The 23,600-nt window shown below is 63.8% G+C and carries 25 protein-coding genes and 1 tRNA gene; 15 read left to right on the top strand and 11 right to left on the bottom strand.

All coding sequences use genetic code 11. The features are described 5' to 3' along the window. Positions 1-63: 63 nt before the first annotated feature. The 3 genes from BM382_RS15685 to rpoE are packed head-to-tail and all read right to left on the bottom strand — an operon-like array spanning position 64 to position 2,229. Complete coding sequence (locus BM382_RS15685) at positions 64-1,020, bottom strand: MucB/RseB C-terminal domain-containing protein (RefSeq protein ID WP_011059789.1); 957 nt, start codon at positions 1,018-1,020, stop codon at positions 64-66. An 8-nt stretch (positions 1,021-1,028) separates the two neighbouring features. Further along, a complete protein-coding gene (locus BM382_RS15680; RefSeq protein ID WP_011059788.1) occupies positions 1,029-1,616 on the bottom strand; it encodes a sigma-E factor negative regulatory protein in 588 nt (195 codons plus the stop codon). 31 nt (positions 1,617-1,647) lie between these two features. Further along, positions 1,648-2,229 (bottom strand): RNA polymerase sigma factor RpoE/AlgU, encoded by a 582-nt coding sequence (rpoE, locus tag BM382_RS15675; RefSeq protein WP_007930230.1) that lies wholly within the window; start codon positions 2,227-2,229, stop codon positions 1,648-1,650. 558 nt (positions 2,230-2,787) lie between these two features. Between rpoE and nadB the strand changes: the two genes are divergently transcribed. Continuing rightward, the gene (gene nadB, locus BM382_RS15670; RefSeq protein ID WP_011059787.1) at positions 2,788-4,404 is read left to right on the top strand and encodes an L-aspartate oxidase; all 1,617 of its coding nucleotides are present in this window, start codon (positions 2,788-2,790) and stop codon (positions 4,402-4,404) included. Here the strand turns inward: nadB and BM382_RS15665 are convergent. Beyond that, entirely contained in the window at positions 4,373-4,825 is a 453-nt protein-coding gene (locus BM382_RS15665; protein ID WP_015634517.1) for a protein YgfX, read from the bottom strand. The genes nadB and BM382_RS15665 overlap by 32 nt on opposite strands. Continuing rightward, positions 4,809-5,063: an FAD assembly factor SdhE gene (locus tag BM382_RS15660; protein ID WP_011059785.1), complete on the bottom strand. Its 255-nt coding sequence runs from the start codon at positions 5,061-5,063 to the stop codon at positions 4,809-4,811. The genes BM382_RS15665 and BM382_RS15660 overlap by 17 nt, the downstream gene beginning before the upstream one ends. A gap of 149 nt (positions 5,064-5,212) precedes the next feature. Here BM382_RS15660 and BM382_RS15655 point away from each other — a divergent pair, with 149 nt between their 5' ends. Both BM382_RS15655 and BM382_RS15650 read left to right on the top strand, forming a co-directional pair. Further along, on the top strand, positions 5,213-6,154 hold the full coding sequence (locus tag BM382_RS15655) for a CAF17-like 4Fe-4S cluster assembly/insertion protein YgfZ (RefSeq protein ID WP_019093294.1): 942 nt from the start codon (positions 5,213-5,215) through the stop codon (positions 6,152-6,154). 37 nt (positions 6,155-6,191) lie between these two features. Next, the gene (locus tag BM382_RS15650; protein ID WP_011059783.1) at positions 6,192-7,013 is read left to right on the top strand and encodes an HDOD domain-containing protein; all 822 of its coding nucleotides are present in this window, start codon (positions 6,192-6,194) and stop codon (positions 7,011-7,013) included. A gap of 7 nt (positions 7,014-7,020) precedes the next feature. Here the strand turns inward: BM382_RS15650 and BM382_RS15645 are convergent, their stop codons facing one another. Together BM382_RS15645 and BM382_RS15640 are read right to left on the bottom strand one after the other, a co-directional pair. Continuing rightward, the gene (locus BM382_RS15645; protein ID WP_011059782.1) at positions 7,021-8,406 is read right to left on the bottom strand and encodes a sensor histidine kinase; all 1,386 of its coding nucleotides are present in this window, start codon (positions 8,404-8,406) and stop codon (positions 7,021-7,023) included. After that, positions 8,399-9,070 (bottom strand): response regulator, encoded by a 672-nt coding sequence (locus tag BM382_RS15640; protein WP_011059781.1) that lies wholly within the window; start codon positions 9,068-9,070, stop codon positions 8,399-8,401. Before BM382_RS15640 ends, BM382_RS15645 begins: the two co-directional genes overlap by 8 nt. Positions 9,071-9,306: 236 nt before the next feature. On the opposite strand from BM382_RS15640, the gene BM382_RS15635 reads away from it, so the two are divergent. The 5 genes from BM382_RS15635 (at position 9,307) to BM382_RS15615 (ending at position 14,722) form a co-directional block, all read left to right on the top strand. Further along, the gene (locus tag BM382_RS15635) at positions 9,307-10,599 is read left to right on the top strand and encodes an OprD family porin (RefSeq protein WP_072443260.1); all 1,293 of its coding nucleotides are present in this window, start codon (positions 9,307-9,309) and stop codon (positions 10,597-10,599) included. Between the two features lie 79 nt (positions 10,600-10,678). Beyond that, positions 10,679-11,665, top strand: coding sequence for a Bug family tripartite tricarboxylate transporter substrate binding protein (locus BM382_RS15630; RefSeq protein ID WP_011059779.1), 987 nt, complete (start codon positions 10,679-10,681; stop codon positions 11,663-11,665). 58 nt (positions 11,666-11,723) lie between these two features. Next, positions 11,724-12,182 (top strand): tripartite tricarboxylate transporter TctB family protein, encoded by a 459-nt coding sequence (locus tag BM382_RS15625; protein ID WP_011059778.1) that lies wholly within the window; start codon positions 11,724-11,726, stop codon positions 12,180-12,182. Position 12,183: 1 nt separating this feature from the next. Next, positions 12,184-13,698, top strand: a complete 1,515-nt coding sequence (locus BM382_RS15620) for a tripartite tricarboxylate transporter permease (RefSeq protein ID WP_072443258.1) — start codon at positions 12,184-12,186, stop codon at positions 13,696-13,698. Then, positions 13,691-14,722: an AbrB family transcriptional regulator gene (locus BM382_RS15615; protein ID WP_072443256.1), complete on the top strand. Its 1,032-nt coding sequence runs from the start codon at positions 13,691-13,693 to the stop codon at positions 14,720-14,722. The genes BM382_RS15620 and BM382_RS15615 overlap by 8 nt, the downstream gene beginning before the upstream one ends. 154 nt (positions 14,723-14,876) lie before the next feature. On the opposite strand, the gene ung is transcribed toward BM382_RS15615, so the two are convergent. Continuing rightward, positions 14,877-15,569, bottom strand: a complete 693-nt coding sequence (ung, locus tag BM382_RS15610) for a uracil-DNA glycosylase (protein ID WP_041120579.1) — start codon at positions 15,567-15,569, stop codon at positions 14,877-14,879. A gap of 132 nt (positions 15,570-15,701) precedes the next feature. On the opposite strand from ung, the gene BM382_RS15605 reads away from it, so the two are divergent. Next, positions 15,702-16,814, top strand: coding sequence for an enoyl-CoA hydratase/isomerase family protein (locus tag BM382_RS15605; RefSeq protein ID WP_072443254.1), 1,113 nt, complete (start codon positions 15,702-15,704; stop codon positions 16,812-16,814). A 115-nt stretch (positions 16,815-16,929) separates the two neighbouring features. On the opposite strand, the gene BM382_RS15600 is transcribed toward BM382_RS15605, so the two are convergent. Next, the gene (locus BM382_RS15600; RefSeq protein ID WP_011059773.1) at positions 16,930-17,325 is read right to left on the bottom strand and encodes a hypothetical protein; all 396 of its coding nucleotides are present in this window, start codon (positions 17,323-17,325) and stop codon (positions 16,930-16,932) included. Between the two features lie 274 nt (positions 17,326-17,599). After that, complete coding sequence (locus BM382_RS15595; protein ID WP_015634507.1) at positions 17,600-17,836, bottom strand: hypothetical protein; 237 nt, start codon at positions 17,834-17,836, stop codon at positions 17,600-17,602. A 312-nt stretch (positions 17,837-18,148) separates the two neighbouring features. Between BM382_RS15595 and BM382_RS15590 the strand changes: the two genes are divergently transcribed. The 5 genes from BM382_RS15590 to BM382_RS15570 all read left to right on the top strand — a co-directional run bounded on the left by BM382_RS15590 (position 18,149) and on the right by BM382_RS15570 (position 22,008). Then, entirely contained in the window at positions 18,149-19,636 is a 1,488-nt protein-coding gene (locus tag BM382_RS15590) for a sensor domain-containing diguanylate cyclase (RefSeq protein WP_011059772.1), read from the top strand. Further along, positions 19,629-19,847 carry a cysteine-rich CWC family protein gene (locus BM382_RS15585; RefSeq protein WP_011059771.1) on the top strand — a complete coding sequence of 73 codons (219 nt, stop codon included), beginning with the start codon at positions 19,629-19,631 and terminating at the stop codon, positions 19,845-19,847. The genes BM382_RS15590 and BM382_RS15585 overlap by 8 nt, the downstream gene beginning before the upstream one ends. A gap of 29 nt (positions 19,848-19,876) precedes the next feature. Continuing rightward, positions 19,877-20,569 carry a pseudouridine synthase gene (locus BM382_RS15580; protein ID WP_011059770.1) on the top strand — a complete coding sequence of 231 codons (693 nt, stop codon included), beginning with the start codon at positions 19,877-19,879 and terminating at the stop codon, positions 20,567-20,569. A gap of 325 nt (positions 20,570-20,894) precedes the next feature. Further along, positions 20,895-21,779, top strand: coding sequence for an alpha/beta fold hydrolase (locus BM382_RS15575; protein WP_015634505.1), 885 nt, complete (start codon positions 20,895-20,897; stop codon positions 21,777-21,779). A 155-nt stretch (positions 21,780-21,934) separates the two neighbouring features. Next, positions 21,935-22,008, top strand: a tRNA-Gly gene (locus BM382_RS15570). A 106-nt stretch (positions 22,009-22,114) separates the two neighbouring features. Here the strand turns inward: BM382_RS15570 and BM382_RS15565 are convergent. Beyond that, complete coding sequence (locus BM382_RS15565; protein ID WP_072443252.1) at positions 22,115-22,543, bottom strand: SMI1/KNR4 family protein; 429 nt, start codon at positions 22,541-22,543, stop codon at positions 22,115-22,117. Positions 22,544-22,816: 273 nt separating this feature from the next. Between BM382_RS15565 and BM382_RS15560 the strand changes: the two genes are divergently transcribed. Beyond that, on the top strand, positions 22,817-23,545 hold the full coding sequence (locus BM382_RS15560) for a class I SAM-dependent methyltransferase (RefSeq protein WP_019096081.1): 729 nt from the start codon (positions 22,817-22,819) through the stop codon (positions 23,543-23,545). The last annotated feature ends 55 nt before the right edge of the window (positions 23,546-23,600 follow it).

The following is a 23,600-nucleotide window of genomic DNA, read 5'->3' as shown; positions in this document are numbered from 1 at the left end:
AAACATTTCATCTTCTCAATTGTGGAGCGGGCATCACTGACCTCTTACACAACCAACAAAGGCTCATTGCTTGGCAGTGGTATCGGAACGCATCGACAGCGCAATACGTTCAGCAGTACCAATGGGGATCTCCCCGACCACCGTGACCATCATCTCGCCATCGGGGGTAGTCAGGCGGCGTGATACAGCCACCGTAGGTCCGAGCTGAGTGCGGGTATCGGTGACCGTCGCGCCGTTGAGCGGCTCGAGAAACACCGAAAAGCGCGCAAGACCATCGTCATACAGCAGGCTGTTGACCATGGATTTGGTTTCCGGATCCTTGCGGGCACTGCTGCTGGTCAATTCGAAGCCCGGAGGCAGCCAGTCGGAATGCCAGGTTTGCACAGTCTTGACCGCCGAGGCCTTGTCGCTGTCCAGAGACACCGGCTTGCAGCCAGCGCTGGGACGCAACTCGACGTCGTCAGGCACATCCGCAGTATCCAGGCGAGTGAACTGGAAGCGCTCCAGCAACTGCCCCTTGTCGTTGAGCAACAGGGACTTGAGCGGCAGCCCGGTCTCACGATCCAGGTGCAGCTCGAAACCATAGCGATGCTGGTCCTTGGGCGTGACCGAAACGATCACCGCCTGGCGACCGGCCACGCGCGACTTGCCGATGACAGCAAGGTTGTACCAATTCTTGAGTTTTTGCGGGTCCAGGGCTCGGGCGGCACCGTCAGGGGAATCCCCGAGACCTGCCACCAACTCGCCACTGACGCACTGGGTACGACCATCGACACGCACCACCTCTTGAGCGGACCCATCGAGCTGGATCAACCGCTCACGGACCTTTCCATCCTGGACGCGATGCCAGATGTTATGGGTAGAAAAACTACCGTTGCGCTCGTAAACGAAAGTGCCCTGAAAGCTTTGCTGCTGTTCCGCTTGCCCAAGACGCTGCAACCAGTCCTGGGCTTCGTCGGCATGGGCTGGAACCACAAACCAGCCACTGAGCAGAAGCGTTAATAGAGGTATGGCGCGCATGATCCTCCTTAGCGGTTTTCCAGGCTTGCCGCACGGGCGTAAGGCAGAGCGCTTTCAGTGCCTTTGAGTGCAGCTTGCTGGGCGTGCTGGCGCAAGTAGCTTGGCAGACGCTGATCGTGCCAGCCTGGCTGCCCTTGTAGTACGCCATTGGCCATGGGGCCAGTAGCTTCCGAGCTTTCATTGTAGCCGGCCAGTACTGCCGGCCCTTTGACTTGTGGAGTCGCCAGGGTGGGCTGGCCGGTTTGCTGTGCCAGTTCGACACCTGCGATCTCGTCCTGGTTGTACAGGCGAACACCGGCCAGCACGGCCACGGTCACCGAGGCAGCTACTGCCAGACGGCCCAGGCTGCGCCAAGGTCCGCGGGAGGCTTTGGCCGGCACGGCCTCATCAGCCAGAGCTGCAGAAACGGCAGCGGCGATGTCCAGACGCGGAAGCAGCAACTCCTTGTGCATGGCTGCCCGGGCGATTTGATAACGGGCCCAGGTCTCACGGGTTTCCACTTCGTCGACGGCATTCAATACCCGACGCAATTCCAGTTCGTCCGCTTCGTTATCCATCACCGCGGACAGCGATTCCTGCAGGGCTTCACGACTCATGGCGGTTCCTCTCTTGGCTGTCGCCGCTGTCTCAGGTTTCCTGCAACAACGGCTGCAGGGCTTTATCGATGGCTTCCCGAGCGCGGAAAATCCGGGAGCGCACGGTACCCACCGGACACTGCATGACGCTCGCAATGTCCTCGTAACTCAGACCATCGAATTCACGTAAAGTTAAGGCCGTACGCAAATCTTCAGGCAGTTGCTGGATGGTTCGATGGACGGTGCCCTCGATCTCATCCCGCAGCAACGCACGCTCCGGCGATTCGAGATCCTTCAGGCCATGATCGCCGTCATAGAACTCCGCATCCTCAGAACTTACATCGCTATCCGGCGGCCTGCGGCCGCGTGAAACCAGATAGTTTTTCGCCGTGTTGATGGCGATACGGTACAGCCACGTGTAAAACGCGCTGTCACCCCGAAAATTACCTAGTGCACGGTAAGCCTTGATAAAAGCTTCTTGTGCAACATCCTGGGCTTCATGGGTGTCGTGCACGAAACGCACGATCAACCCGAGAATTTTGTGCTGGTACTTCAGCACGAGCAGATCGAACGCTCGCTTGTCGCCACGCTGAACGCGTTCGACCAGCTGCTGATCCTCTTCCTGGGTTAGCATGAACACTCCTCGATAAGCTCGGAGGAGGCTTGCATCACTAAACGATCAGGCTTGCAAACATAGACTCGGGCTTTTCGCAAAAGTTCTCCCCCTCCAAGCAAGTTTCCTGCGGGCTCTGATCCGGCACGCACGAAAAACGCAGCACGGGCGAGGCCGGCTGCGCGAATAATCCTGTCGTCGAATTCTGTCACAAGGGACACACTGTAAACCTTGGATATAACCGACGCTGTCCCTTCTTTCAGGCAACCTTCTATTGAGTTTGGGGCCTTGGCAAAAGTTCCCAATCTTTATAGCTGCGCCAGACGAAGATTGTGTAACGGTGGCAAGAAAAACCGCCCTATGTCTTCGATCAGCCGCTCCAGAGGCTGGAATGCTCCGAATATCGGACTGACCGAGAGCAACGCTTTTGCTCGGTGAAGTCGCACAATGCCATGAAGGCGCGACTATTGTGCCGATCCCCCCCTCTATATACTAGTGGGCTGTGTGGCTGCTTTGACTTGCCGATTCAGGCGTCTTGCGCCAACCCCTTCCCGGGTCGCTTTGAGCGGAATCCTTCAAATGAGCCAACAGTTTCAACACGATGTTCTGGTGATTGGCAGCGGTGCCGCCGGCTTGAGCCTGGCCCTGACCCTGCCCAGCCACCTGCGTATTGCCGTCTTGAGCAAAGGCGACCTCGCCAACGGCTCGACATTCAGGGCCCAGGGCGGCGTCGCGGCCGTGCTGGATGATACCGACACCGTAGAATCCCACGTCGATGACACCCTCAATGCCGGCGGCGGCCTGTGCCACGAGGATGCGGTGCGCTTTACCGTTGAACACAGCCGCGAGGCCATCCAGTGGCTGATCGACCAGGGCGTGCCCTTTACCCGCGACGAAGACTCCAGCAGCGACGACAGCGGCTTCGAATTCCACCTGACCCGCGAGGGCGGCCACAGCCACCGGCGGATCATCCACGCGGCGGATGCCACCGGTGCGGCCATCTTCAAGACCCTGCTGGCCCAGGCTCGGCAACACCCCAATATCGAATTGCTGGAACAACGGGTCGCCGTCGACCTGATCACCGAAAAACGCCTGGGGCTGGAAGGCGACCGCTGCCTGGGAGCCTACGTGCTCAACCGCAGCACCGGCCAGGTCGACACCTTTGGCGCACGCTTCGTGATCCTCGCCTCCGGCGGCGCAGCCAAGGTCTACCTCTATACCAGCAACCCCGACAGTGCCTGCGGCGACGGTATCGCCATGGCCTGGCGCTCGGGCTGCCGGGTGGCCAACCTGGAATTCAACCAGTTCCACCCCACCTGCCTGTATCACCCATTGGCCAAGAGCTTCCTGATTACCGAAGCCCTGCGTGGCGAAGGCGCCCACCTCAAGCTGCCCAACGGCGAACGCTTCATGCCGCGCTTCGACCCTCGGGCCGAGCTGGCACCACGGGACATCGTGGCCCGGGCCATCGACCATGAAATGAAGCGCCTGGGCATCGACTGCGTGTACCTGGACATCAGCCACAAGCCGGAAGCCTTCATCAAGAGCCACTTCCCCACCGTTTACGAGCGTTGCCTGGAGTTTTCCATCGATATCACCCGGCAGCCGATCCCGGTGGTGCCGGCCGCGCACTACACCTGCGGCGGGGTGATGGTGGACCAACAGGGCCGCACCGACGTGCCGGGCCTGTACGCCATTGGCGAAACCAGCTTCACCGGCCTGCACGGCGCCAACCGGATGGCCAGCAACTCATTGCTGGAGTGCTTCGTCTACGCCCGTTCGGCGGCGGCCGACATCCTTCGGCAACTGCCCCAGGTGTCGATCCCCATCGCCCTGCCCGCCTGGGATGCCAGCCAGGTCACCGATTCCGATGAAGACGTGATCATTGCGCACAACTGGGACGAGTTGCGGCGGTTCATGTGGGACTACGTAGGCATAGTGCGTACCAACAAGCGCCTGCAGCGGGCCCAGCACCGGGTGCGCCTGCTGCTGGACGAGATCGACGAGTTCTACAGCAACTACAAGGTCAGCCGTGACCTGATCGAGCTGCGCAACCTGGCCCAGGTGGCCGAGCTGATGATTCTCTCGGCCATGGAGCGCAAGGAGAGCCGCGGCCTGCACTACACCCTGGACTACCCGCAGATGCTGCCCGAGGCCCGGGACACTATTCTGGTGCCGCCCACCTACGCCGGCTGAACTTGAGCCGCAGCCGCAGGCGCCGATGCTGGTCGGCGGCCTGCGCGTCCCGCGGTACACAGAGGGAGCGCACCCAGCGCTCCCCCCGCAGCCGAAAACGCAGCACCACGATCAATGGCAGCGCCAGGCTGTCGGGGCGCAACTGCACGGCCTGCCACCCCTCGGATCGACTCCACAGCTGCCAGCCTTCGGGCGAATGACGCAACCCGGTGAAGGCCCGTGGATGGCTCAAGAGAATCTGCCGCGGCAACACCCAGCCGGCGTGCAGCAGGCACAACCCTAGCCCCACGAGCCTGGCGACAGACGGAAGATCCAGCAGGAAAAACGCGCCCAGGGCGAACGCCTGGGCCAGCAGGTAGGCCGCCAGCAGTTGCCGTGAGGCACGCCAGCGGCATTCGAACAACCTACTTGGGTTGGACACGGTCCAGAATCATGCGGACCATGCGTTGCAGCTCGGGGTCCTCGGACTCGCTGCGCTCCATGAACCAGCCAAACATGTCCTGATCCTCGCACTCCAACAGCTTGCGATAGCACTCGCGGTCGGTCTCATTGAGATGCGGGTACACCTCCCTGACGAACGGCACCAGCAATACGTCCAGCTCAAGCATGCCGCGGCGGCTGTGCCAGTAGAGGCGATTCAGTTCAACATCTTCAACCATGGAGCGCTCCTCAAATAGAGCGCAAGTATACAGCCCGGGGGAGACGAGAACAGTCGGCTTTGGTCGGTGGCCACCCATCCTTTGTGAACTATCCATTTCAGGGGCGCCCCCTTATGATGTGCTCCAGACTTTTTACCCTGCGATGAACCATGGCTGACTCCGCTTTTTTCTGCTCCCTCTCCCACGAAGGCGTGCTTGCTGTCCGCGGGCCTGACGCCAGCAAATTCCTTCAGGGTCAGTTGACCTGCAACCTCAATTACCTCAGTGACAGCCAGTCCAGCCTCGGCGCCCGCTGCAATCAGAAAGGCCGCATGCAATCGAGCTTCCGCATCCTTCTGGAAGGCGACGGCTGCCTACTGGCCATGGCCCGCGAGCTGATCGAGCCGCAACTGGCGGACCTGAAGAAGTACGCGGTGTTCTCCAAGGCCAAGCTTGCCGACGAAAGCGCCAGTTGGGCGCGTTTCGGCCTGGCCGATGCCCAGGTCGCCCTGAGCGGTCTGGGCCTTGAGCTGCCCGAGGAAGACGGCTCCGTGGCCCGCGCCGATGGCCTGATCGCCTTGCGCGTATCCAGCCAGCGCGCCGAACTCTGGGTGCCGGCCGAGCGCGTCGCCAGCCTGCGCCAGCAACTGGCCGCGCAACTGCCCGAGGGCGAGCTGAACCAGTGGCTGCTGGGGCAAGTCCGCGCCGGCCTCGGCCAAGTCATGCCCGAGACCCGTGAACTGTTCATTCCACAGATGCTCAACCTGCAGGCCGTTGGCGGCGTCAGCTTCAAGAAAGGCTGCTACACCGGCCAGGAAATCGTCGCCCGCATGCAGTACCTGGGCAAGCTCAAGCGTCGCCTGTACCGCCTTGCCCTGCCTGGCGACGCCCTCCCCGTTCCAGGCACTGCGCTGTTCGCTCCCAGCCACAACAGCGCCATTGGCGAAGTGGTCCTGGCCGCCCGGGCGCAGCAGGGCGTGGAACTGCTGGCCGTGCTGCAGGCCGAAGCGGTGGAAGGGGGCGAACTGCACCTGGAAACACTCGAAGGGCCAACCCTGCAACTGCTGGACCTGCCGTACCAGCTGGATCGCGACCGCGAGATCCAGCGCTGATTGCCTGCCTTTTCTTGCAACACCCTAGAGAACTTACATGACTGAGCTGGCGCAAAAGGTCCAACAGGATTTGCTGGAGGCCATCGGCAACGATGACCTGGTTCTGCCAACCCTGCCGGAGGTGGCCCTGCAGATTCGCCAGGCAGCCGAAGACCCGGAAATCAGCGTCAGTACCCTGAGCAAGGTGATAGGCCGCGATACCGCGCTGTCGGCGCGGCTGATCAAGGTGGTCAACAGCCCCTTGCTAAGGGCGGCCCAGGAAGTCACCGACCTGCACACGGCAATCACCCGCCTGGGGGTCAACTACAGCAGCAACCTGGCCATCGGCCTGGTGATGGAGCAGATCTTCAACGCCCGCTCCGAAGTGGTGGAACAGAAAATGCGCGATGTCTGGCGCCGCAGCCTGGAGGTGGCCGGGGTCAGTTATGCGCTGTGCCGCAGCTACAGCCAGCTCAAGCCGGACCAGGCGGCCCTGGGCGGCCTGGTGCACCAGATTGGCGTGCTGCCGATTCTTACCTACGCCGAAGACCACTACGAACTGCTCTCCGACCCGGTCAGCCTCAATCACGTGATCGAGCGCATCCACCCGTTGCTGGGAGACAAGCTGCTGCGGGTCTGGGAGTTCCCCGAGCAACTGGTGGAGATCCCCGGGCAATACCTGGACTTCAGCCGCCAGTCGAGCCGGATCGACTACGTCGACCTGGTCCAAGTGGCGACCCTGTACTGCCACAAGGACACCGAGCACCCGCTGTCGCGGATCGACGCCTTCAGCGTGCCGGCCTTCAAGAAGCTGGGGATAGACCCGGACAACAAGGCCATGTGCCTGGACCTGGAAGAATCCCGCTCCATGCTCTATTGAGCATCCCCTAGCCGGCTGTAAAGCTCACCCGCACCTTCAACCCCGACGGCTCGCCATCGTGCAGGCTGATCTGTGCCAGGTGCGCGCGACAGATCTCACCGACGATCGCCAGCCCCAGGCCCGAACCCGCACCCTGCTGATTGCGCCGGTAGAAGCGCTCGAAGACCCGGTCACGGTCTTCCAGGGGAATGCCCGGCCCATCGTCCTCCACCTCCAGCACCCCGGGCGGTGACACCCGCAGCACCACATTGCCACCCGGCGGAGTATGGGCCAGGGCGTTGTCCACCAGATTGCTGAGCAGTTCATTGAGCAGGGTCGGTTCGCCCCTGAGCCACACCGGTTCGTCGGCCTCCAGGGCCAGGGCCACGCCCCGGGCATGGGCCAGAGGCGCCATGGCCATGCCCAGTTCACGGGCCAGCTGGCTGAGGTCGAGCAACTGCGCCCCGCCCTCGGCGATCGCCCGGGCGCCGTTTTCCACCCGGGCCAGGGACAGCAACTGATTGGCCAGGTGGGTCAGGCGGTCGGTGCCCTGGGCCGCACTTTCCAGAGTGGCGCGCCAGGTATCCGGCTCACTTGCGCGCAAGCCCAGTTCCAGGCGGGCCTTGAGCGCAGCCAGCGGGGTGCGCAACTCATGGGCAGCCTCGGCGATGAACTGCGCCTGGCGCTCGAACTGCCCGCGCAGGCGCTCGGTGAAATGGTTCAAGGCGCGTACCAGCGGCCACAGTTCGCGCTGCACCGAGACCAGGGGCAGCGGCCGCAGGTCGTCCGGCTGGCGCTCTTCCACCGCCCCGCGCAGGCGTTCCAGGGGGCGCAAGGCCGCACTCACCGCAAACCACACCAGCACCAGGGCGCCGATGGCCAGCATGCCCAGGCGCAGCAGGGTATCGGCCATCAGGCTGCGGGCCATGGCCACCCGCGCCTCGTCGGTCTCCGCCACGCGGATTTCCGCCATGCCGTTCATGTTCGGCTCGCTGACCGCCTTGAGCAGGCTCACCACCCGTACGTTCTGGCCCTGGTAGCGGGCGTCGTAGAAGCGCGCCAGGGCCGGGTAATCATCGGTTCGCGGGGTGCCGGGCGGCGGCCCGGGCAGGTTCTCATAACCGGAAATCAGTGTCTGATGGATGTCGTTGACCTGGTAGTAGATGCGCCCGGCGCTGTCGTAGGCAAAGGTGTCCAGGGCCACATAGGGCACGTTGGCACTCAGGCTGCCATCGCGCTGGGACAAGCCGGCGGCGATGGTTCGCGCCGAAGCCAGCAAGGTCCGGTCATAGGCGGTATCGGCGGCCTCACGGCCGTTCCAGTAGGCGCTCAGGCCGCTGGCCAGCATCAGCACCACCAGCAGCAGTGCGAGGTTCCACAGCAAGCGCCAGCGCAGGCTGCTGGGCTTATGCATCGCGGCTTTCCAGCAGGTAGCCCAGGCCGCGGAAGGTGACGATGGCGACCGCATGGCCGTCGAGCTTCTTGCGCAGGCGGTGCACGTAGATCTCGATGGCGTCGGGGCTGGCCTCTTCGTCCAGGCCGAACACCTGGGAGGCCAGTTGCTCCTTGCTCATGACCCGGCCGGGGCGGGCGATCAAGGCTTCGAGCACCGCCTGTTCGCGGGAAGTCAGGGTCAGCAACTCCTCGCCCAGGGTGAAACGCCGGGTGTCCAGGTCATAGGCCAGCACTCCGCAACGCTGCTGGCGCTCGCCCCCCAGCACGCTGCGGCGCAACAGGGCCTTGACCCGGGCCTCCAGCTCGGTCAGCTCGAAGGGCTTGGCCAGGTAATCGTCGGCCCCCAGGTTCAGGCCGTGGACCCGGTCCTTGACGTCACTGCGGGCGGTCAGCATCAGCACCGGCAGGTTCTTGCCGCGGGCCCGCAGGCGCGCCAGCACTTCGAAACCATCCATGCGCGGCAGGCCGACATCAAGGATCGCCACGGCGTATTCCTCGCTGCCCAGGGCCAGGTCGGCCGCCACCCCATCGTGCAGCACATCCACGGTCAGGCCGGTACTCTTGAGCGCCTGGGCGATACTTTCGGCCAGTTGCAGATGGTCTTCCACGAGCAGGACTCGCATGGCTGTTTACCTCGTTTCAGGGGGGATCGACGCCGCTCTTTGGCGCGGAGTGTACCGCCGCAACCGCCGCTGTGAAGCCCGAAAGCCACGAAAGTGCACTGAAAGGTTAGCGAAAGGTTGGCCCTTTAGAGTCCCGCCACGGACAGTCTCGACTGCCCTGGCCGTGAAGGCCGCTGACCCGCAAAACGCCTCGAAGCGTTTTCGTCAAAATAAGAACAATAACGGAGTACTCCAGGATGCCATCCACGCACCCTCAGGCTGTCCAGCCCACGCGCTTTTCCCGTCTGACCCCGACTGCTCTTGCCAGCGCCGCCACCCTTGCCGGTTTCGCGCCCTTGAGCCAGGCCGCCTTTATCGAAGACAGCAGCGCCACCTTCGAAACCCGCAACATGTACTTCAACCGCGACTTTCGCGACGGCACCAGCGCCCAGCAGTCCAAGCGCGACGAATGGGCCCAGGGGTTCATGCTCAACCTGCAGTCGGGCTACACCGAAGGTACCGTGGGCTTCGGCCTGGACGCCCTGGGCATGCTCGGGGTCAAGCTCGACTCCAGCCCCGACCGCACCGGTACCGGCCTGCTGCCGACCCACGATGACGGGCGCGCGGCCAACGAGTACTCCAAGCTCGGCCTGACCGGCAAGGTGAAGATTTCCGCCACCGAACTGAAAATCGGCAGCCTGATTCCGGAACTGCCGATCCTCAAGCCCAACGACGGGCGCATCCTGCCGCAGACCTTCGAGGGCGGCTTGCTGACCTCCAGGGAGATCAAGAACCTGACCTTCACCGGTGGTCGCCTGGACAAGGCCAAGGACCGCGATGACAGCAACTACGAGGATATCCGCCTCAACAACAAGAACAGCCGCTTCGCCGGCACCGTGGCCGGCAAGCACTTCAATTTCGGCGGCCTGGACTACAAGTTCACCGACAAGATCACCGGCAGCTACCACTTCGCCCAACTGGACGATGTCTACAACCAGCACTTTCTCGGCCTGGTAGCCTCCCAGCCCATGGGCCCGGGCACCTTCGGCAGCGACCTGCGCCTGGCCATCAGCGACGACCAGGGCCAGGCCCGGGGCGGCAAGATCGACAACAAATCCCTCAACGGCCTGGTGAGCTACGCCCTCAACGGGCATAAACTCAGCGCCGGCTACCAGCACATGTCCGGCGACAGCGCTTTCCCCTACGTCGATGGCAGCGACCCATACCTGGTGAACTTCGTGCAGATCAACGACTTCGCCGGGGCCGAGGAGCGCTCCTGGCAAGCCCGTTACGACTTCGACTTCGCCAAGCTGGGAGTGCCCGGCCTGAGCTTCATGACCCGCTACCTCAGCGGCGACAACATTGCCCTGAAGAACGGCGACACCGGCAAAGAGTGGGAACGTAACACCGAGGTCAAATACGTAGTGCAAAGCGGCACCTTCAAGGACGTCGCCGTGCGCCTGCGCAACGCCACCTACCGTTCCAACTATTCGGCACGCGATGCGGATGAAGTACGCCTGCTGGTGAGCTACAGCCTAGCGCTGTGGTAAGCCCCACCTATCACGCTCCTACGAAAAACGGGTCGGGGATGACCCGGACATACCTACAACAACTCCTGTGGAGACGCTCATGGACCTTTCACTGCGCAAACTCGCCCTCGCCGCCGGCTGCATGTTGTTCGCCGGCCAGTTGCTGGCAGCCTCCGCCGAGCCCAAGCGCCCGGAATGCATCGCCCCGGCCTCCCCTGGCGGCGGTTTCGACCTGACCTGCAAGCTGGCGCAAAGCGCCCTGGTCAACGAGAAACTCCTCTCCAAGCCGATGCGCGTGACCTACATGCCCGGCGGTGTCGGGGCCGTGGCCTATAACGCGGTGGTGGCCCAGCGTCCGGCCGATGCCGGGACCCTGGTTGCCTGGTCCAGTGGTTCGCTGCTGAACCTGGCCCAGGGCAAGTTCGGCCGCTTCGATGAAAGCGCGGTGCGCTGGCTGGCGGCGGTGGGCACCAGCTACGGCGCCATCGCGGTGAAAAGCGATTCGCCCTACAAGAACCTCGACGATCTGGTCCAGGCCCTGAAGAAAGACCCGAGCAAAGTGGTGATCGGCTCCGGTGGCACCGTCGGCAGCCAGGACTGGATGCAGACCGCGCTGATCGCCAAGGCCGCCGGGATCAACCCGCGGGATCTGCGCTATGTCGCCCTGGAAGGCGGCGGCGAGATCGCCACTGCCCTGCTGGGCGGGCATATCCAGGTCGGCAGTACCGACATCTCCGACTCCATGCCGCATATCCTGGCCGGCGACATGCGCCTGCTGGCGGTGTTCTCCGAGCAGCGCCTGGACGAGCCGGAAATGAAAGACATCCCCACCGCCAAGGAGCAGGGCTACGACATCGTCTGGCCGGTGGTACGCGGCTTCTACCTCGGGCCTAAGGTCAGCGATGCGGAGTACGCCTGGTGGAAAGAGGCCTTCGACAAGCTGCTGGCCTCCGAAGAGTTCGCCAAGCTGCGCGACCAGCGCGAGCTGTTCCCCTTCGCCATGACCGGCCCGGAACTGGATACCTACGTGAAGAAGCAGGTAGCCGACTACAAGACCCTGGCCAAAGAGTTCGGCCTGATCCAGTGACCGTCCCTTTCTGACGGCCCGGCCCTCGCGCATCGGGGGCCGGGCCCGGGAGTTAGCCATGCTCGTTCAACGTCTCTTCGCCGCGGTGTTGCTGCTGGCCTGTGCCGGCCTGGCACTGATGGCCTGGCCCTACCAGGCGGCCTTTTCCTACGAACCGGTGGGCCCGCGGGCCTTCCCCCTGCTGATGCTCGGGCTGATGGGCCTGGCCCTGCTGTACATGCTGTTTCGCCCGGCACCGATCAAGCACAGCGAAGAAGAACCGCCCCTGGACCGGCAGACCCTGACCAAGATCGCCCTCTGCGTGGCCTTGCTGCTGGTCTTCGCCGGGGCCTTCGAGCCCTTGGGCTTCATCGTCGCCAGCATTCTCATCGGCGTGCCCATGGCCCGCCTGTACGGCGGCCGCTGGCTGCCCAGCCTGGTGATCATCTGCCTGCTCAGTGTCGGCCTCTACTGGTTGTTCGACCGAGTCATGGACGTCCCCCTGCCCCTCGGCCTGCTCGACGTTCTGGAGAATTGATATGGATACCCTCAGCTATCTGGGCCAGGGCTTCGGCGTTGCACTGACCCCCTACAACCTGGTCACCGCTTTGTCCGGCACCCTGATCGGCACCGTGGTCGGGCTGCTGCCGGGCCTGGGCCCGATCAACGGCGTGGCGCTGCTGATCCCCATCGCCTTCGCCCTGGGCCTGCCGCCGGAATCGGCGCTGATCCTCTTGGCGGCGGTGTACCTGGGCTGCGAATACGGCGGCCGGATCAGCTCGATCCTGCTGAACATTCCCGGCGAAGCCTCCACCGTGATGACCACCCTCGACGGTTACCCCATGGCACGCAAGGGCCTGGCGGGCGTAGCCCTGTCGTTGTCGGCCTGGAGTTCGTTCATCGGTGCCTTAATCGCCACCTGCGGCATGGTGCTGTTCGCCCCGCTGCTGGCCAAGTGGGCGATCGCCTTCGGCCCGGCGGAGTACTTCGTGCTGATGGTGTTCGCCATCGTCTGCCTGGGCGGCATGGCCGGCGACCGGCCGCTGAAGACCTTCATTGCCGCGCTGATCGGGCTGTTCCTGTCGGCGGTGGGCATCGACGCCAACAGCGGTGTGTACCGCTTCACCGGGGACAATATCCACCTCACCGACGGCATCCAGTTCGTGGTGCTGGTGCTGGGCCTGTTCTCCATCAGCGAGATTCTCCTGCTGCTGGAAAAGACCCATCGCGGCCAGGAAGCGGTGAAGGCCACCGGGCGCATGATGTTCAACTTCAAGGAAGCGGCCTCGGTGTTCGTGGTGAACATCCGCTGCGGCCTGCTGGGCTTCATCATGGGCGTGCTGCCCGGAGCCGGCGCGACCCTGGCCAGCGCCGTGGCCTACATGACCGAGAAACGCATCGCCGGTGCCAGCGGCACCTTTGGCCAGGGCGACAAGCGCGGCCTGGCAGCACCGGAAACCGCCATCGGCGCCTCGGCCTGTGGCGCCCTGGTACCAATGCTGACCCTCGGCGTGCCCGGTTCCGGCACCACCGCGGTGATGATCGGCGCCCTGTCGCTGTACAACATCACCCCCGGCCCGCTGCTGTTCCAGCAACAGCCGGATATCGTCTGGGGCCTGATCGCCTCGCTGTTCATCGCCAACATCATGCTGGTGATCCTCAACATCCCGATGATCCGCATCTTCACCCGCATCCTTGCGGTGCCGAACTGGGCCCTGGTGCCGGTGATCGCCATCATTACCGGGATCGGCGTCTATGCGGTACACGCCACCACCTTCGACCTGTTCCTGATGGTGGGCATCGGCATCTTCGGCTACATCCTGCGCAAGCTGGACTTCCCGCTGTCGCCAGTGCTGCTGGGCTTCATCCTCGGTGGCCTGATGGAGCAGAACCTGCGCCGGGCGCTGTCGATTTCCAACGGCGCCATGGAGATCCTCTGGTCGAGCCCGATCACCGTCGGGGTCTGGGTGCTGACCGTGATCATGCTGCTGATGCCGCTGCTGCGTATCTGGCGCAAGCGCGCGGCCCAGCAACGTGCCGTGGCCGATGTCTGAATCCACTTGGAAACAGTGGTGGGGCACGCCCCTGGTGGGCCTGGCTGGCGGCTACCTCGCCAGCCAGATCGGCTGGCCGCTGCCGTGGATGGTCGGCTCGTTGCTGGCGATCATCCTGGTGCGCTGCCTGACGCCCTGGCAACTGGCGGAAATCCCCGGCGGGCGCAAATGCGGGCAATGGGTAGTGGGCATCGGCATCGGCCTGCACTTCACCCCGCAGGTGATGGAGCAGGTGCTGAGCCATTTCGGCCTGATCTTCTTCGGTGCCCTGGTCACCAGCCTGTCCAGCGTGGTCGGGGTCTGGCTCTTGCGGCGCACCGGCGAGGACCGGGCCACCGCGTTCTTCTCCAGCATGCCCGGCGGCTCCGGGGAGATGGTCAACCTCGGCGCGCGCAACGGCGCGGTGCTCAGCCGGGTAGCGGCCGGGCAGAGCCTGCGGGTACTGACGGTGGTGCTCTGTGTGCCGGCGGCGTTCAAGTACCTGCTGGGGGAAGGCACGCCCGCCCTGCATGCCGCTACGGTGGACTGGCGCTGGCTGGCCCTGCTGTTTCCGGCCGGTGCCCTGCTGGCCTGGCTCTGGCAGCGCCTGCGCCAGCCCAACCCCTGGCTGTTCGGCCCCCTGCTGCTCAGCGCGACACTGAGCATCGCCTGGGACCTGCACATCGGCCTGCCCGACGGCGCCAGCCAGATGGGCCAGTGGCTGATTGGCAGCGGCCTGGGCTGCCACTTCAACCGCCAGTTCTTTCGCCGGGCCCCTTCGTTCATGGGCCGCACCCTGATCGGCACCGCCCTGACCATGCTGATCGCCGGCCTCGCAGCCCTGGGCCTGAGCGCCCTGACCCGCCTGGACCTGCGCTCGCTGACCCTGGGCATGATGCCCGGCGGTATTGCGGAAATGAGCCTGACGGCCGAGGTCCTGCAACTGTCGGTGCCATTGGTAACGGCGATGCAGGTCATGAGGTTGCTGTTCGTGCTGTTTCTCGCCGAGCCCCTGTTCCGCCACTGGAACAAAGGCCCCCTGTAGCCCCAGGCTGCGACAAGGTCCGCAGGACCTTCAGTGGCCGAACCACCGCCGCGTCCCCACGGGCCGTTCGCAGCCTGCGGCAGCGGCTACAGATATGCCTTGGTTCAAGTCGCGAGCGGGGTGGCCGCCAAGCAGCCCCCCCATCGAGCACTGGTTACAACGGCGGCAGGCGCCACTCGATCGGCGTCTCGCCGTTCTGCTCGAGGTATTTGTTGGTGCGGCTGAAATGCCCGCAACCAAGAAAGCCGCGATAGGCCGACAAGGGCGAAGGGTGCACCGAGGTCAGCACCAGGTGCTTGGTGGCGTCGATCAGCTTCTGCTTGCTCTGGGCATGGGCGCCCCACAGCAGGAACACCAGGTGCGGCTGATGCTCGCTGACCACTTCGATGATCCGGTCGGTGAAGAACTGCCAGCCCTTGCCCGCATGGGAAGCGGCGTTCGCCCGTTCCACGGTCATGGTGGTGTTGAGCATCAGCACGCCCTGGTCGGCCCAGCTCTGCAGGTAGCCATGGTTGGGGATGTCGATGTTCAGGTCGCGCTTGAGCTCTTTATAGATATTCACCAGCGACGGTGGCGCGGGCACCCCGGGCTGCACCGAGAAGCACAACCCATGGGCCTGACCCGGCCCGTGGTAGGGGTCCTGGCCGAGGATCACCACCTTGACCTTGTCCAGCGGCGTGGAGTTCAAGGCGTTGAAGATCATCGGTCCCGGCGGGTAGATTTCCTTGCCGGCGGCATGTTCCTGGCGCAGGAACTCCCGCAGTTCGCTCATGTAGGGCTGGTCGAATTCGGCACGCAGGGCCTCCTTCCAGCTCGGTTCGAGTTTGATACGATCGTCAGCAGTCATGGCCATGCCCGTGAAAAAACAATGGCCGCACCCTAGGAAAGCCCACTTCGCTTGTCAATTGATCTGACACAGAACCGGCACTTTCCCTTACAGCGATCATACTGACCGCTTAAATTTCCCATCGAGGTCACGATGAACCTGCACGTCGAAGAACTCACCGGCACCGATGGTGCACGCATCGCCATTGCCACCCTGGACGCGGAAAAATCCCTGAACGCCCTGTCCCTGCCCATGATCCAGCAGTTGAGCGAACACCTCGACACCTGGGCCAAGGACCCGCAGGTAGTGTGCGTGCTGTTGCGGGGCAACGGCGCCAAGGCTTTCTGCGCCGGCGGCGAAGTGCGCAGCCTGGCCCAGGCCTGCCTGGCTCACCCCGGCGAAGTGCCGCCGCTGGCCGGGCACTTCTTCGCCGCGGAATACCGCCTCGACTATCGCTTGCACACCTACCCCAAACCACTGATCTGCTGGGGCCACGGTTATGTCCTCGGTGGCGGCATGGGGCTGCTGCAAGGTGCTGGCATTCGTATCGTCACCCCCAGCAGCCGCCTGGCAATGCCGGAAATCAGCATTGGCCTGTACCCGGATGTGGGCGCCAGTTGGTTCCTGTCGCGCATGCCCGGCAAGCTCGGGCTGTTCCTGGGCCTTACCGGCGCCCATATGAACGGCCGCGACGCTCTGGACCTGAACCTTGCCGACCGTTTCCTGCTCGATGAGCAACAGGAAGCGCTGATCGAGGGCCTGCTGCAACTGAACTGGCAGGAACAGACCCCAAGGCAGCTCAACAGCCTGCTCAAGGCCCTGCAACAGGAAGCCCTGGAGCAGATGCCCGACGCTCAATGGCTGCCGCGCCGGCAACAGATCGACAGCTGGCTGGATGTCAGTGACGTGGGCTGTGCCTGGCGGGCTATCAGCCAATTGCACAACCACAGCGATGCCCTCTACAGCCGTGCGGCCAAGACCCTTGTCGAAGGCTGCCCGCTGACTGCACACCTGGTGTGGGAACAAATCCGCCGCGCCCGCTACCTGTCCCTGGCCGAGGTGTTCCAGATGGAGTACACCCTGAGCCTGAACTGCTGCCGGCATCCGGAATTTGCCGAAGGCGTGCGCGCGCGGCTGATCGACAAGGATCATCAGCCGCACTGGCACTGGGCGGATATCACCAGCGTGCCCGAGGCCGTGGTGGAGGCGCATTTCCACAAGGCCTGGGAAGGTCGCCATCCCCTGGCGGACCTGACGGATTACTAGATCGTCACAGGCTGCGCACTGCCCGAAGGGACCCGGCGACAGTGGACTCGCCGAAGGTCCTGCGGACCTTGTCGCAGCCTGCGGCAGCGGCTACAGGGTTTAGCCCAGTACCGGCTCAATGACCGCGGCCACCGTGGCCATGGTCGCCGCGCCCGTGATCGCCGCGCCCGCCATTGTCACGCCCGCCGTGGCCGCCCCAGTCCTGGTTGCTCCAGTTGTTCGGCCGGCCATGCCCACCCCAACCCTGGTTCGGATAAGGCCGGTATACCGCGCGCGGTGGCTGGTAGTAACGCGGGGCCGATTGGTAATAGCGCGGCGCGGGCTGGTAGTAGCGCGGTGGGTAGTAACTGCGCCCCGTGGAATAGTAGGAAGACCCGCCACCGTAGTAATAGGCCGGCGCGGGAGCGCTGTAGACCTCCGAGCTGTAGTAGCCGGAGCCTCCACCGTAATAAGGGGCACACGCAGCAAGGCTCGAACCCAGTAAGGCAATCAGTAGAAGTCGACGATACATGGCGGCCTCCTGGACCGCGAAGAAGCCTCGCCAGCGACGCTGGCAGGCGGCAATCAGCAACAGGCTGACTGACGCAATATCTGACCGCGAAAAGCGCTTGTGGTGCGATTTGCGCAACACTTTGAAACAAGTGCTGCTGACGTCCTTTCCCGCGGTTTTCCACGCCCACGAAAAAGCGCTGCCTCAGGCAAAGGCAGCGCTGTGGGCAACGACTCTCGGCCCTTGGCCTCTTGTCATCCGAGGCGGTGGCCTGTTGTACGGGCCTTGGTGCCGGCTAGTGGTGCCAGCGTCGGTAGCCGCCGTAGTAGTGCGGCCCGTAGCCCCCGTGATAGTAGGGCCGGTAATAGTAGTGAGGCCTGTAGCCGCCTCCATAGTAGGGGTAGCCACCGTAGTAATAGGGGCCTGGAACCGCATACACGTCAGTGCGGTAGTACCCCGGCTCGACGTAATAGGGCACACAGGCGGACAGACTCAAGCCAAGCACAACACCGAGCAAGATTCGACGGAACATGGCGGCCTCCCGGACCGCGTGCAAGCCGTACCAGCGACGCTGGACGACGCCAATCGAAACGGCATGACTGGCATTGCATAGGACCGCAAAAAGCCTTTGTGGTGCGCCGCGCAGCAGTGCCCCGATGACTTCACCGACCAGTGGCGGGGCCTGCTCGGCGGCCTTGCAGGCTCCAGTTGCAACGAGCCCCCCGCTGGCCTTCCAGCGCCTGGCAAACGTATCGAAGTCGAGACAATTCAGGCGCGTGATGAACGAGTTATTTGCGCGCCGTGCCACTAGAATGCGTCATCGGGCCACTATCACGGAATCACCATGCCGCGCCGCTCTCCCCTGTATTCCCAGCGCTCGCTGGTTCTGGTCCTGATCGCCCTGCTGGGCAGCGGTTTTCTCGCCACCTCGCTGCTCAGCTACTACGCCTCGCGGGATTCGATCCGCGACAGCATCGTCAATACCGAACTGCCCCTGACCTCCGATACCGTGTACTCGGAAATCCAGAAGGACCTGGTGCGGCCGGTGCTGATCTCCTCGATGATGGCCCGCGATACCTTCATGCGCGACTGGGTGGTGGCCGGCGAGCGCGACCCGAGCCAGATGACCCGCTACCTCAACGAGGTCATGACCCATTACGACGCCTACACCGCGTTCTTCGTCTCCAACACCAGCCTCACCTACTACCAGGCCAAGGGCGTGCTGAAGAAGGTCAAGGCCGATGAGCCCCGGGACGCCTGGTACTTTCGCGTACGCGACATGAGCACGCCCTACGAGATCAACGTCGACCCGGACCTGGCCAACCAGGACAAGTTGACCTTCTTCATCAACTACAAGGTCTACGACTACCAGGACCGCTTCATCGGCGCCGCCGGGGTCGGCCTGACCGTGGATGCGGTGATCAAGCTGATCGACAAGTACCAGCAGCGTTACCAGCGCAGCGTGTACTTCGTCGACGCCTTCGGCCGCATCGTCCTCACCGGTGCCGACGGTGGCCCCCAGGGCGCCCGCAGCGGCCAGTCGCTGCATGAACTGGGCAGCCTCAAGGAGCTGCTGAGCCAATTGCCCAAGCCCCACAGCGGCAGCTATGAATACAATTCCCAGGGCCAGGGGCACTTTCTCAATGTGCGCTTCATTCCCGAGCTGAACTGGTACCTGTTCGTCGACAAACGCGAAGACGGCGCCCTCAACAGCATCCGCCAGTCGCTGTACCTGAACCTGCTGATCTGCCTGGTGATCACCGCCATCGTGCTGGTCCTGCTCAGCGCCGTGGTGCGCCGCTATCAGCGCAAGATCGAAGCCCAGGCCACCCTCGACAGCCTTACCCGTCTGCCCAACCGCCGCGGGTTCGACCTGCTGGCGGCCCAGGCCCTGCAAGAGGCCTGGCGCGACCTGACGCCGCTGTGCGCCGTGCTGCTGGATCTGGACCACTTCAAGCGCCTCAACGACACCTACGGCCACCTGGCCGGGGACCAGGTGCTCAGTGGCTTCGCCCGGGACCTGCAGGGCTGCCTGCGCCAGTCCGACATCGTCTGCCGCTGGGGCGGCGAAGAATTCATCGTCCTGCTCAAGGACACCGACAGCAGCGTGGCCCTGGGCATCGCCGAGAAGATCCGCCTGCTCACCGAACAGCAGCGCTATCACTATGAAGGGCAGCCGCTGCAACTGACCGTCAGCATCGGCTTGACCAGCCTGCAAGCCCAGGACACCCTGCACAGCCTGCTGTCCCGTGCCGACCACGCGATGTACCGTGCCAAGCACACCGGACGCAATCGAACCTGCGTGGAAATGCCTCACTCCAGCCATGAATGAACCTGAACTCTGCCCCGCCTGCGGTGCCCGCAACGACTGCACCCTGGCTGACCCGCGCCGCGCCGGCCAGGCCTGCTGGTGCTACAGCGTGGACATCGACCCGGCGATCATCGAAGCCCTGGCGCCGGAGCTGCGCAACCAGGCCTGCCTGTGCCCGCGCTGTGCCGGGGTCGACGCGCAGCTGCGCGCCGCTACCCTGCCCCGTCCCTGAGCCCCTCCAGCCGATAGCCACCGATCACCATGCGCATTGACCGTTTTCTCAGCAACCTGCCCCGTTTCAACCGCCAGCAAGTGCGCGTGCTGCTGGTGCAACGACGCATTCGCATCGATGGGCAGCCGGTCAGCGACCCCAAGGCCGAGGTCCGCGAGTTCAGCCGGGTGGAGCTGGACGACGAAGTGCTGCAGGCCGGCAAGCCGGCGCGCTACTTCATGCTGCACAAGCCCATGGGCTGCGTCAGCGCCACCCGCGACCCCGAGCACAAGACCGTGCTCGAACTGATCCATGAGCCGGACCCGCAGGATCTGCATATCGCCGGGCGCCTGGACTACAACACCACCGGGCTGATGCTGATCACCAACGATGGCAACTGGTCGCGGCGCCTGACCCAGCCCCAGACCAAACTGCCCAAGCTCTATTACGTGGAAACCGAGCAGGAGATCGGCCCCGAGTACGTCGAGACTTTCGCCCATGGCCTGTATTTCGCCTTCGAGGACCTGACCACCCTGCCCGCTCAACTGCAGATCCTCGGCCCCCGCAGCGCCCGGCTGAGCATCGTCGAAGGGCGCTATCACCAGGTCAAGCGCATGTTCGGCCACTTCAACAACAAGGTGCTGCGCCTGCACCGCGAACGCATGGGCCCGCTGCTGCTGGACGAACGCCTGGCCCCCGGTGAATACCGTGCTCTGAGCGACGCCGAAATACGCCTGATCTGAGCGTTGCGCCGCGCCACACGACCGCTGGGCAGAAGCTGTCGAACAATTTGCCCAATGACCTTGCAGGTTCCCGGTTGCCCTGCTTGAATCTGTCCGTCGGCCGAATTGTGACCGACGAGTCACAACCACACATCTAAGAAACCCTTTGCCGGCCTGAGCCCTGCCTGCTCTGCCTTCCCCCCGGCAAATCGCCCGCCTATAACAACACCCGTCGACCTGCCTTACCGGATCGACATGGGCTCCGATTCCAGGCGTATGCCTACCTGTCACATTGCCCGTGCACACTCACATTGCGCGCATACCCGCTTGCCAGGAGTCTTATGACATGAGGCCAGAAATCGCTGTGCTGGATATACAGGGTCAGTATCGGGTTTACACGGAGTTCTATCGCGCAGATGCCGCAGACAAGACCATCATTCTGGTCAACGGCTCACTGGCCACCACTGCGTCCTTTGCCCAGACCGTGAAGAACCTCCACCCGCAGTTCAATGTGGTGCTCTACGACCAGCCCTACGCGGGTCGCTCCAAGGCCCACAACAGGCACGAACGGATGCTCACCAAGGAAGTCGAGGGGCAGATCCTGCTGGAGTTGATCGAGCACTTCGCCGCCGAACATGTGCTGTCGTTTTCCTGGGGCGGCGCCGCCGCCCTGCAAGCGCTCTCCCAGCGCCCGCGACGCATCGAGAAGGCGGTGATCAGCTCGTTCTCGCCGGTGATCAACGAGCCGATGCGCGACTACCTGGAACGCGGTGTCGACTACCTCGGCAGCCGCGATGGCCATCGCGTCGGCGACCTGGTCAACAACACCATCGGCAAGCACCTGCCGTCGCTGTTCAAGCGTTTCAATTATCGCCACGTCAGCAGCCTGGCGGAACATGAGTACGGGCAGATGCACTTCCACATCAGCCATGTGCTCCATGGTGATCGCCAGTGCTACCTCAGGGCCGCACGCAACATCCAGGTCCCGGTGCTGTTCATCAACGGCGAATGGGACGAGTACACCTCGGCCAACGATGCCCGGCTGTTCGCCAACCATGTGCAGCAGTCGAGCTTCAGTACCATCCAGGCCACCGGGCACTTTCTCGACATGGAGCACAAGGCCGCCTGCCGCGACACTCGCCAGGCCCTGATGGGGTTCCTCAAACCGGGCCAGTACGACAACCGTTCGCGTGCCCCGCATGTCCAGGAGCAGCATGTACGAGCCCTCTGAAAAGCCCTCCTCGCAGGCCGCCTGCACACCGTGACAACCCCGGTTTTCACGGTATGGGGCGGGCTTGCGATGAAGGTCAGCGGCGCGCAAGCGCAAGTCAGCTAAAGAAAAACTTCAAATCCACGGCCACATCTGGTACAAAGTCAGCCGTTCGAGCGGGTGTCGTATAATGGCATTACTCCAGCTTCCCAAGCTGATAACGAGGGTTCGATTCCCTTCACCCGCTCCACTTCCCCAATCTGCGTGCCCACGCAGAAGCTCCAAGCAGTTTCCCAGTCGTTGAACCGCAACGATCTCTCCCTCCAGACCTGACCATTCAAGCCCAAGCCTTGTGCCTACCCGGGCCGATCGGTGCTGGCCAGAAAAGCTGCATAGCCATCGGCAACCACGGACGTGGCGCCAGTCTCATGGGACCAGAGCACCACCACCGGCTCACCGGCCTCCCCCAGCACGGCGTAATCGAAGCAGTAGTAGTCGCCCGTGCCGAACTGGGCGAACGGCAGCAGGCTGGAGAAACCCGCCGGGTCAGCGCAGACGTTGTCCTGCCAGGCCCGCCAGCCGCCTTCGAAATGGCGGACTATCGACTCCCAGGTCTTGCGCGGATCCCGGGCATCGAAGACCGGAAACACCTCCAGCGCCCCCAGGGCCTTGCCGTTGTGCTCCAGCAACCAGCGCGCGAACGAGCAGGGCAAGGTACGCCCCAATGCCATCTCTGCCGCGCGGATCGCCTCGATCGTCGTGCCTGTCACTCGCGCTTTGCCCATGATGCCTCTCTTGGGGTACGAATTCGGAGCCGGGGACACTCGGTGTTCCCGGGCCGGCGATTGTGCCGATGAAGATCCTGGCGTGCAAAGCATCCGGCGATGGCCCGGCCCGCAAAACTGGCTAAGATATCCGACCTGTTTTGCTGCACCACCTGCCCGGCCATCGACGATACCTGCGTCGCGCCCTGCGAGGGAGAAGCCCCTCAGCTGTTTCAACTGCATGACATTCCCTGCCCACCAGGGCTGCACACGAACCTGATAGAGCCTCCCGACATGACTCAGAACATCTACGACGACCCGATTTTTTTCCAGGCCTACAGCCAGATGGGCCGCTCCCTCGGCGGCCTCGACGCCGCGCCGGAATGGCCGGCCCTGCAAGCCCTGCTGCCACCGATGAACGGCCTAAGGGTGCTGGACCTGGGCTGCGGCTATGGCTGGTTCAGCCGCTGGGCCAGCGAGCACGGTGCCCGCCAGGTAGTGGGCCTGGACGTTTCGCAGAAGATGCTGGCCACCGCCCGCGCCACCACCTCGGCACCCAACGTGCAGTATCAGCAAGAGGACCTGGAGCAACTGCGCCTGCCCGCCTGCAGCTTCGACCTGGCCTATAGCTCACTGGCCCTGCACTACATAAAGGATTTGCCCGGCCTGTTCGCCCAGGTCTATGCGGCCCTGGTACCGGGGGCGCGCCTGGTGTTCTCCATCGAGCACCCGATCTTCATGGCACCGCGCAACCCGGGCTGGCAGGTGGACGCGCAGGGCCGCCAGTCCTGGCCGGTGGACAGCTACCAGCAGGAAGGCGAGCGGGTGACCCACTGGCTGGCCGAAGGGGTGATCAAGCAACACCGTACCCTGGGCACGCTGCTCAACACGCTGATCGATACCGGCTTCAACCTGCGCCATGTGCAGGAGTGGGGCCCCACGGCGCAGCAGATCGAGGACCTTCCGGCGCTGGCAGAGGAGCGGGAGCGGCCGATGCTGTTGCTGGTGGCAGCGCAGCGGTGAGGAGGTGCGGCGCCCTCAAGGTTTTTTAACGCCCCTTCGGGCCGCTCGCAGCCTG

This window comes from Pseudomonas sp. NFPP25 (assembly GCF_900116505.1).
Classification (GTDB): domain Bacteria; phylum Pseudomonadota; class Gammaproteobacteria; order Pseudomonadales; family Pseudomonadaceae; genus Aquipseudomonas; species Aquipseudomonas protegens.
This window is presented reverse-complemented; position numbering and strand designations above follow the sequence as displayed.

Excerpts from the sequence above, each read along its gene's own strand:
- ung (WP_041120579.1), bottom strand. The coding sequence starts at position 15,569 with ATGACTGCTGACGATCGTATCAAACTCGAACCGAGCTGGAAGGAGGCC.
- BM382_RS15660 (WP_011059785.1), bottom strand. The coding sequence starts at position 5,063 with ATGGTTGAAGATGTTGAACTGAATCGCCTCTACTGGCACAGCCGCCGC.
- BM382_RS15580 (WP_011059770.1), top strand. The coding sequence starts at position 19,877 with ATGCGCATTGACCGTTTTCTCAGCAACCTGCCCCGTTTCAACCGCCAG.
- BM382_RS15640 (WP_011059781.1), bottom strand. The coding sequence starts at position 9,070 with ATGCGAGTCCTGCTCGTGGAAGACCATCTGCAACTGGCCGAAAGTATC.
- BM382_RS15605 (WP_072443254.1), top strand. The coding sequence starts at position 15,702 with ATGAACCTGCACGTCGAAGAACTCACCGGCACCGATGGTGCACGCATC.
- BM382_RS15585 (WP_011059771.1), top strand. The coding sequence starts at position 19,629 with ATGAATGAACCTGAACTCTGCCCCGCCTGCGGTGCCCGCAACGACTGC.
- BM382_RS15560 (WP_019096081.1), top strand. The coding sequence starts at position 22,817 with ATGACTCAGAACATCTACGACGACCCGATTTTTTTCCAGGCCTACAGC.
- BM382_RS15685 (WP_011059789.1), bottom strand. The coding sequence starts at position 1,020 with ATGCGCGCCATACCTCTATTAACGCTTCTGCTCAGTGGCTGGTTTGTG.
- BM382_RS15650 (WP_011059783.1), top strand. The coding sequence starts at position 6,192 with ATGACTGAGCTGGCGCAAAAGGTCCAACAGGATTTGCTGGAGGCCATC.
- BM382_RS15625 (WP_011059778.1), top strand. The coding sequence starts at position 11,724 with ATGCTCGTTCAACGTCTCTTCGCCGCGGTGTTGCTGCTGGCCTGTGCC.
- BM382_RS15645 (WP_011059782.1), bottom strand. The coding sequence starts at position 8,406 with ATGCATAAGCCCAGCAGCCTGCGCTGGCGCTTGCTGTGGAACCTCGCA.
- BM382_RS15590 (WP_011059772.1), top strand. The coding sequence starts at position 18,149 with ATGCCGCGCCGCTCTCCCCTGTATTCCCAGCGCTCGCTGGTTCTGGTC.
- BM382_RS15635 (WP_072443260.1), top strand. The coding sequence starts at position 9,307 with ATGCCATCCACGCACCCTCAGGCTGTCCAGCCCACGCGCTTTTCCCGT.
- rpoE (WP_007930230.1), bottom strand. The coding sequence starts at position 2,229 with ATGCTAACCCAGGAAGAGGATCAGCAGCTGGTCGAACGCGTTCAGCGT.
- BM382_RS15595 (WP_015634507.1), bottom strand. The coding sequence starts at position 17,836 with ATGTTCCGTCGAATCTTGCTCGGTGTTGTGCTTGGCTTGAGTCTGTCC.
- nadB (WP_011059787.1), top strand. The coding sequence starts at position 2,788 with ATGAGCCAACAGTTTCAACACGATGTTCTGGTGATTGGCAGCGGTGCC.
- BM382_RS15565 (WP_072443252.1), bottom strand. The coding sequence starts at position 22,543 with ATGGGCAAAGCGCGAGTGACAGGCACGACGATCGAGGCGATCCGCGCG.
- BM382_RS15680 (WP_011059788.1), bottom strand. The coding sequence starts at position 1,616 with ATGAGTCGTGAAGCCCTGCAGGAATCGCTGTCCGCGGTGATGGATAAC.
- BM382_RS15575 (WP_015634505.1), top strand. The coding sequence starts at position 20,895 with ATGAGGCCAGAAATCGCTGTGCTGGATATACAGGGTCAGTATCGGGTT.
- BM382_RS15655 (WP_019093294.1), top strand. The coding sequence starts at position 5,213 with ATGGCTGACTCCGCTTTTTTCTGCTCCCTCTCCCACGAAGGCGTGCTT.
- BM382_RS15630 (WP_011059779.1), top strand. The coding sequence starts at position 10,679 with ATGGACCTTTCACTGCGCAAACTCGCCCTCGCCGCCGGCTGCATGTTG.
- BM382_RS15615 (WP_072443256.1), top strand. The coding sequence starts at position 13,691 with ATGTCTGAATCCACTTGGAAACAGTGGTGGGGCACGCCCCTGGTGGGC.
- BM382_RS15620 (WP_072443258.1), top strand. The coding sequence starts at position 12,184 with ATGGATACCCTCAGCTATCTGGGCCAGGGCTTCGGCGTTGCACTGACC.
- BM382_RS15600 (WP_011059773.1), bottom strand. The coding sequence starts at position 17,325 with ATGTATCGTCGACTTCTACTGATTGCCTTACTGGGTTCGAGCCTTGCT.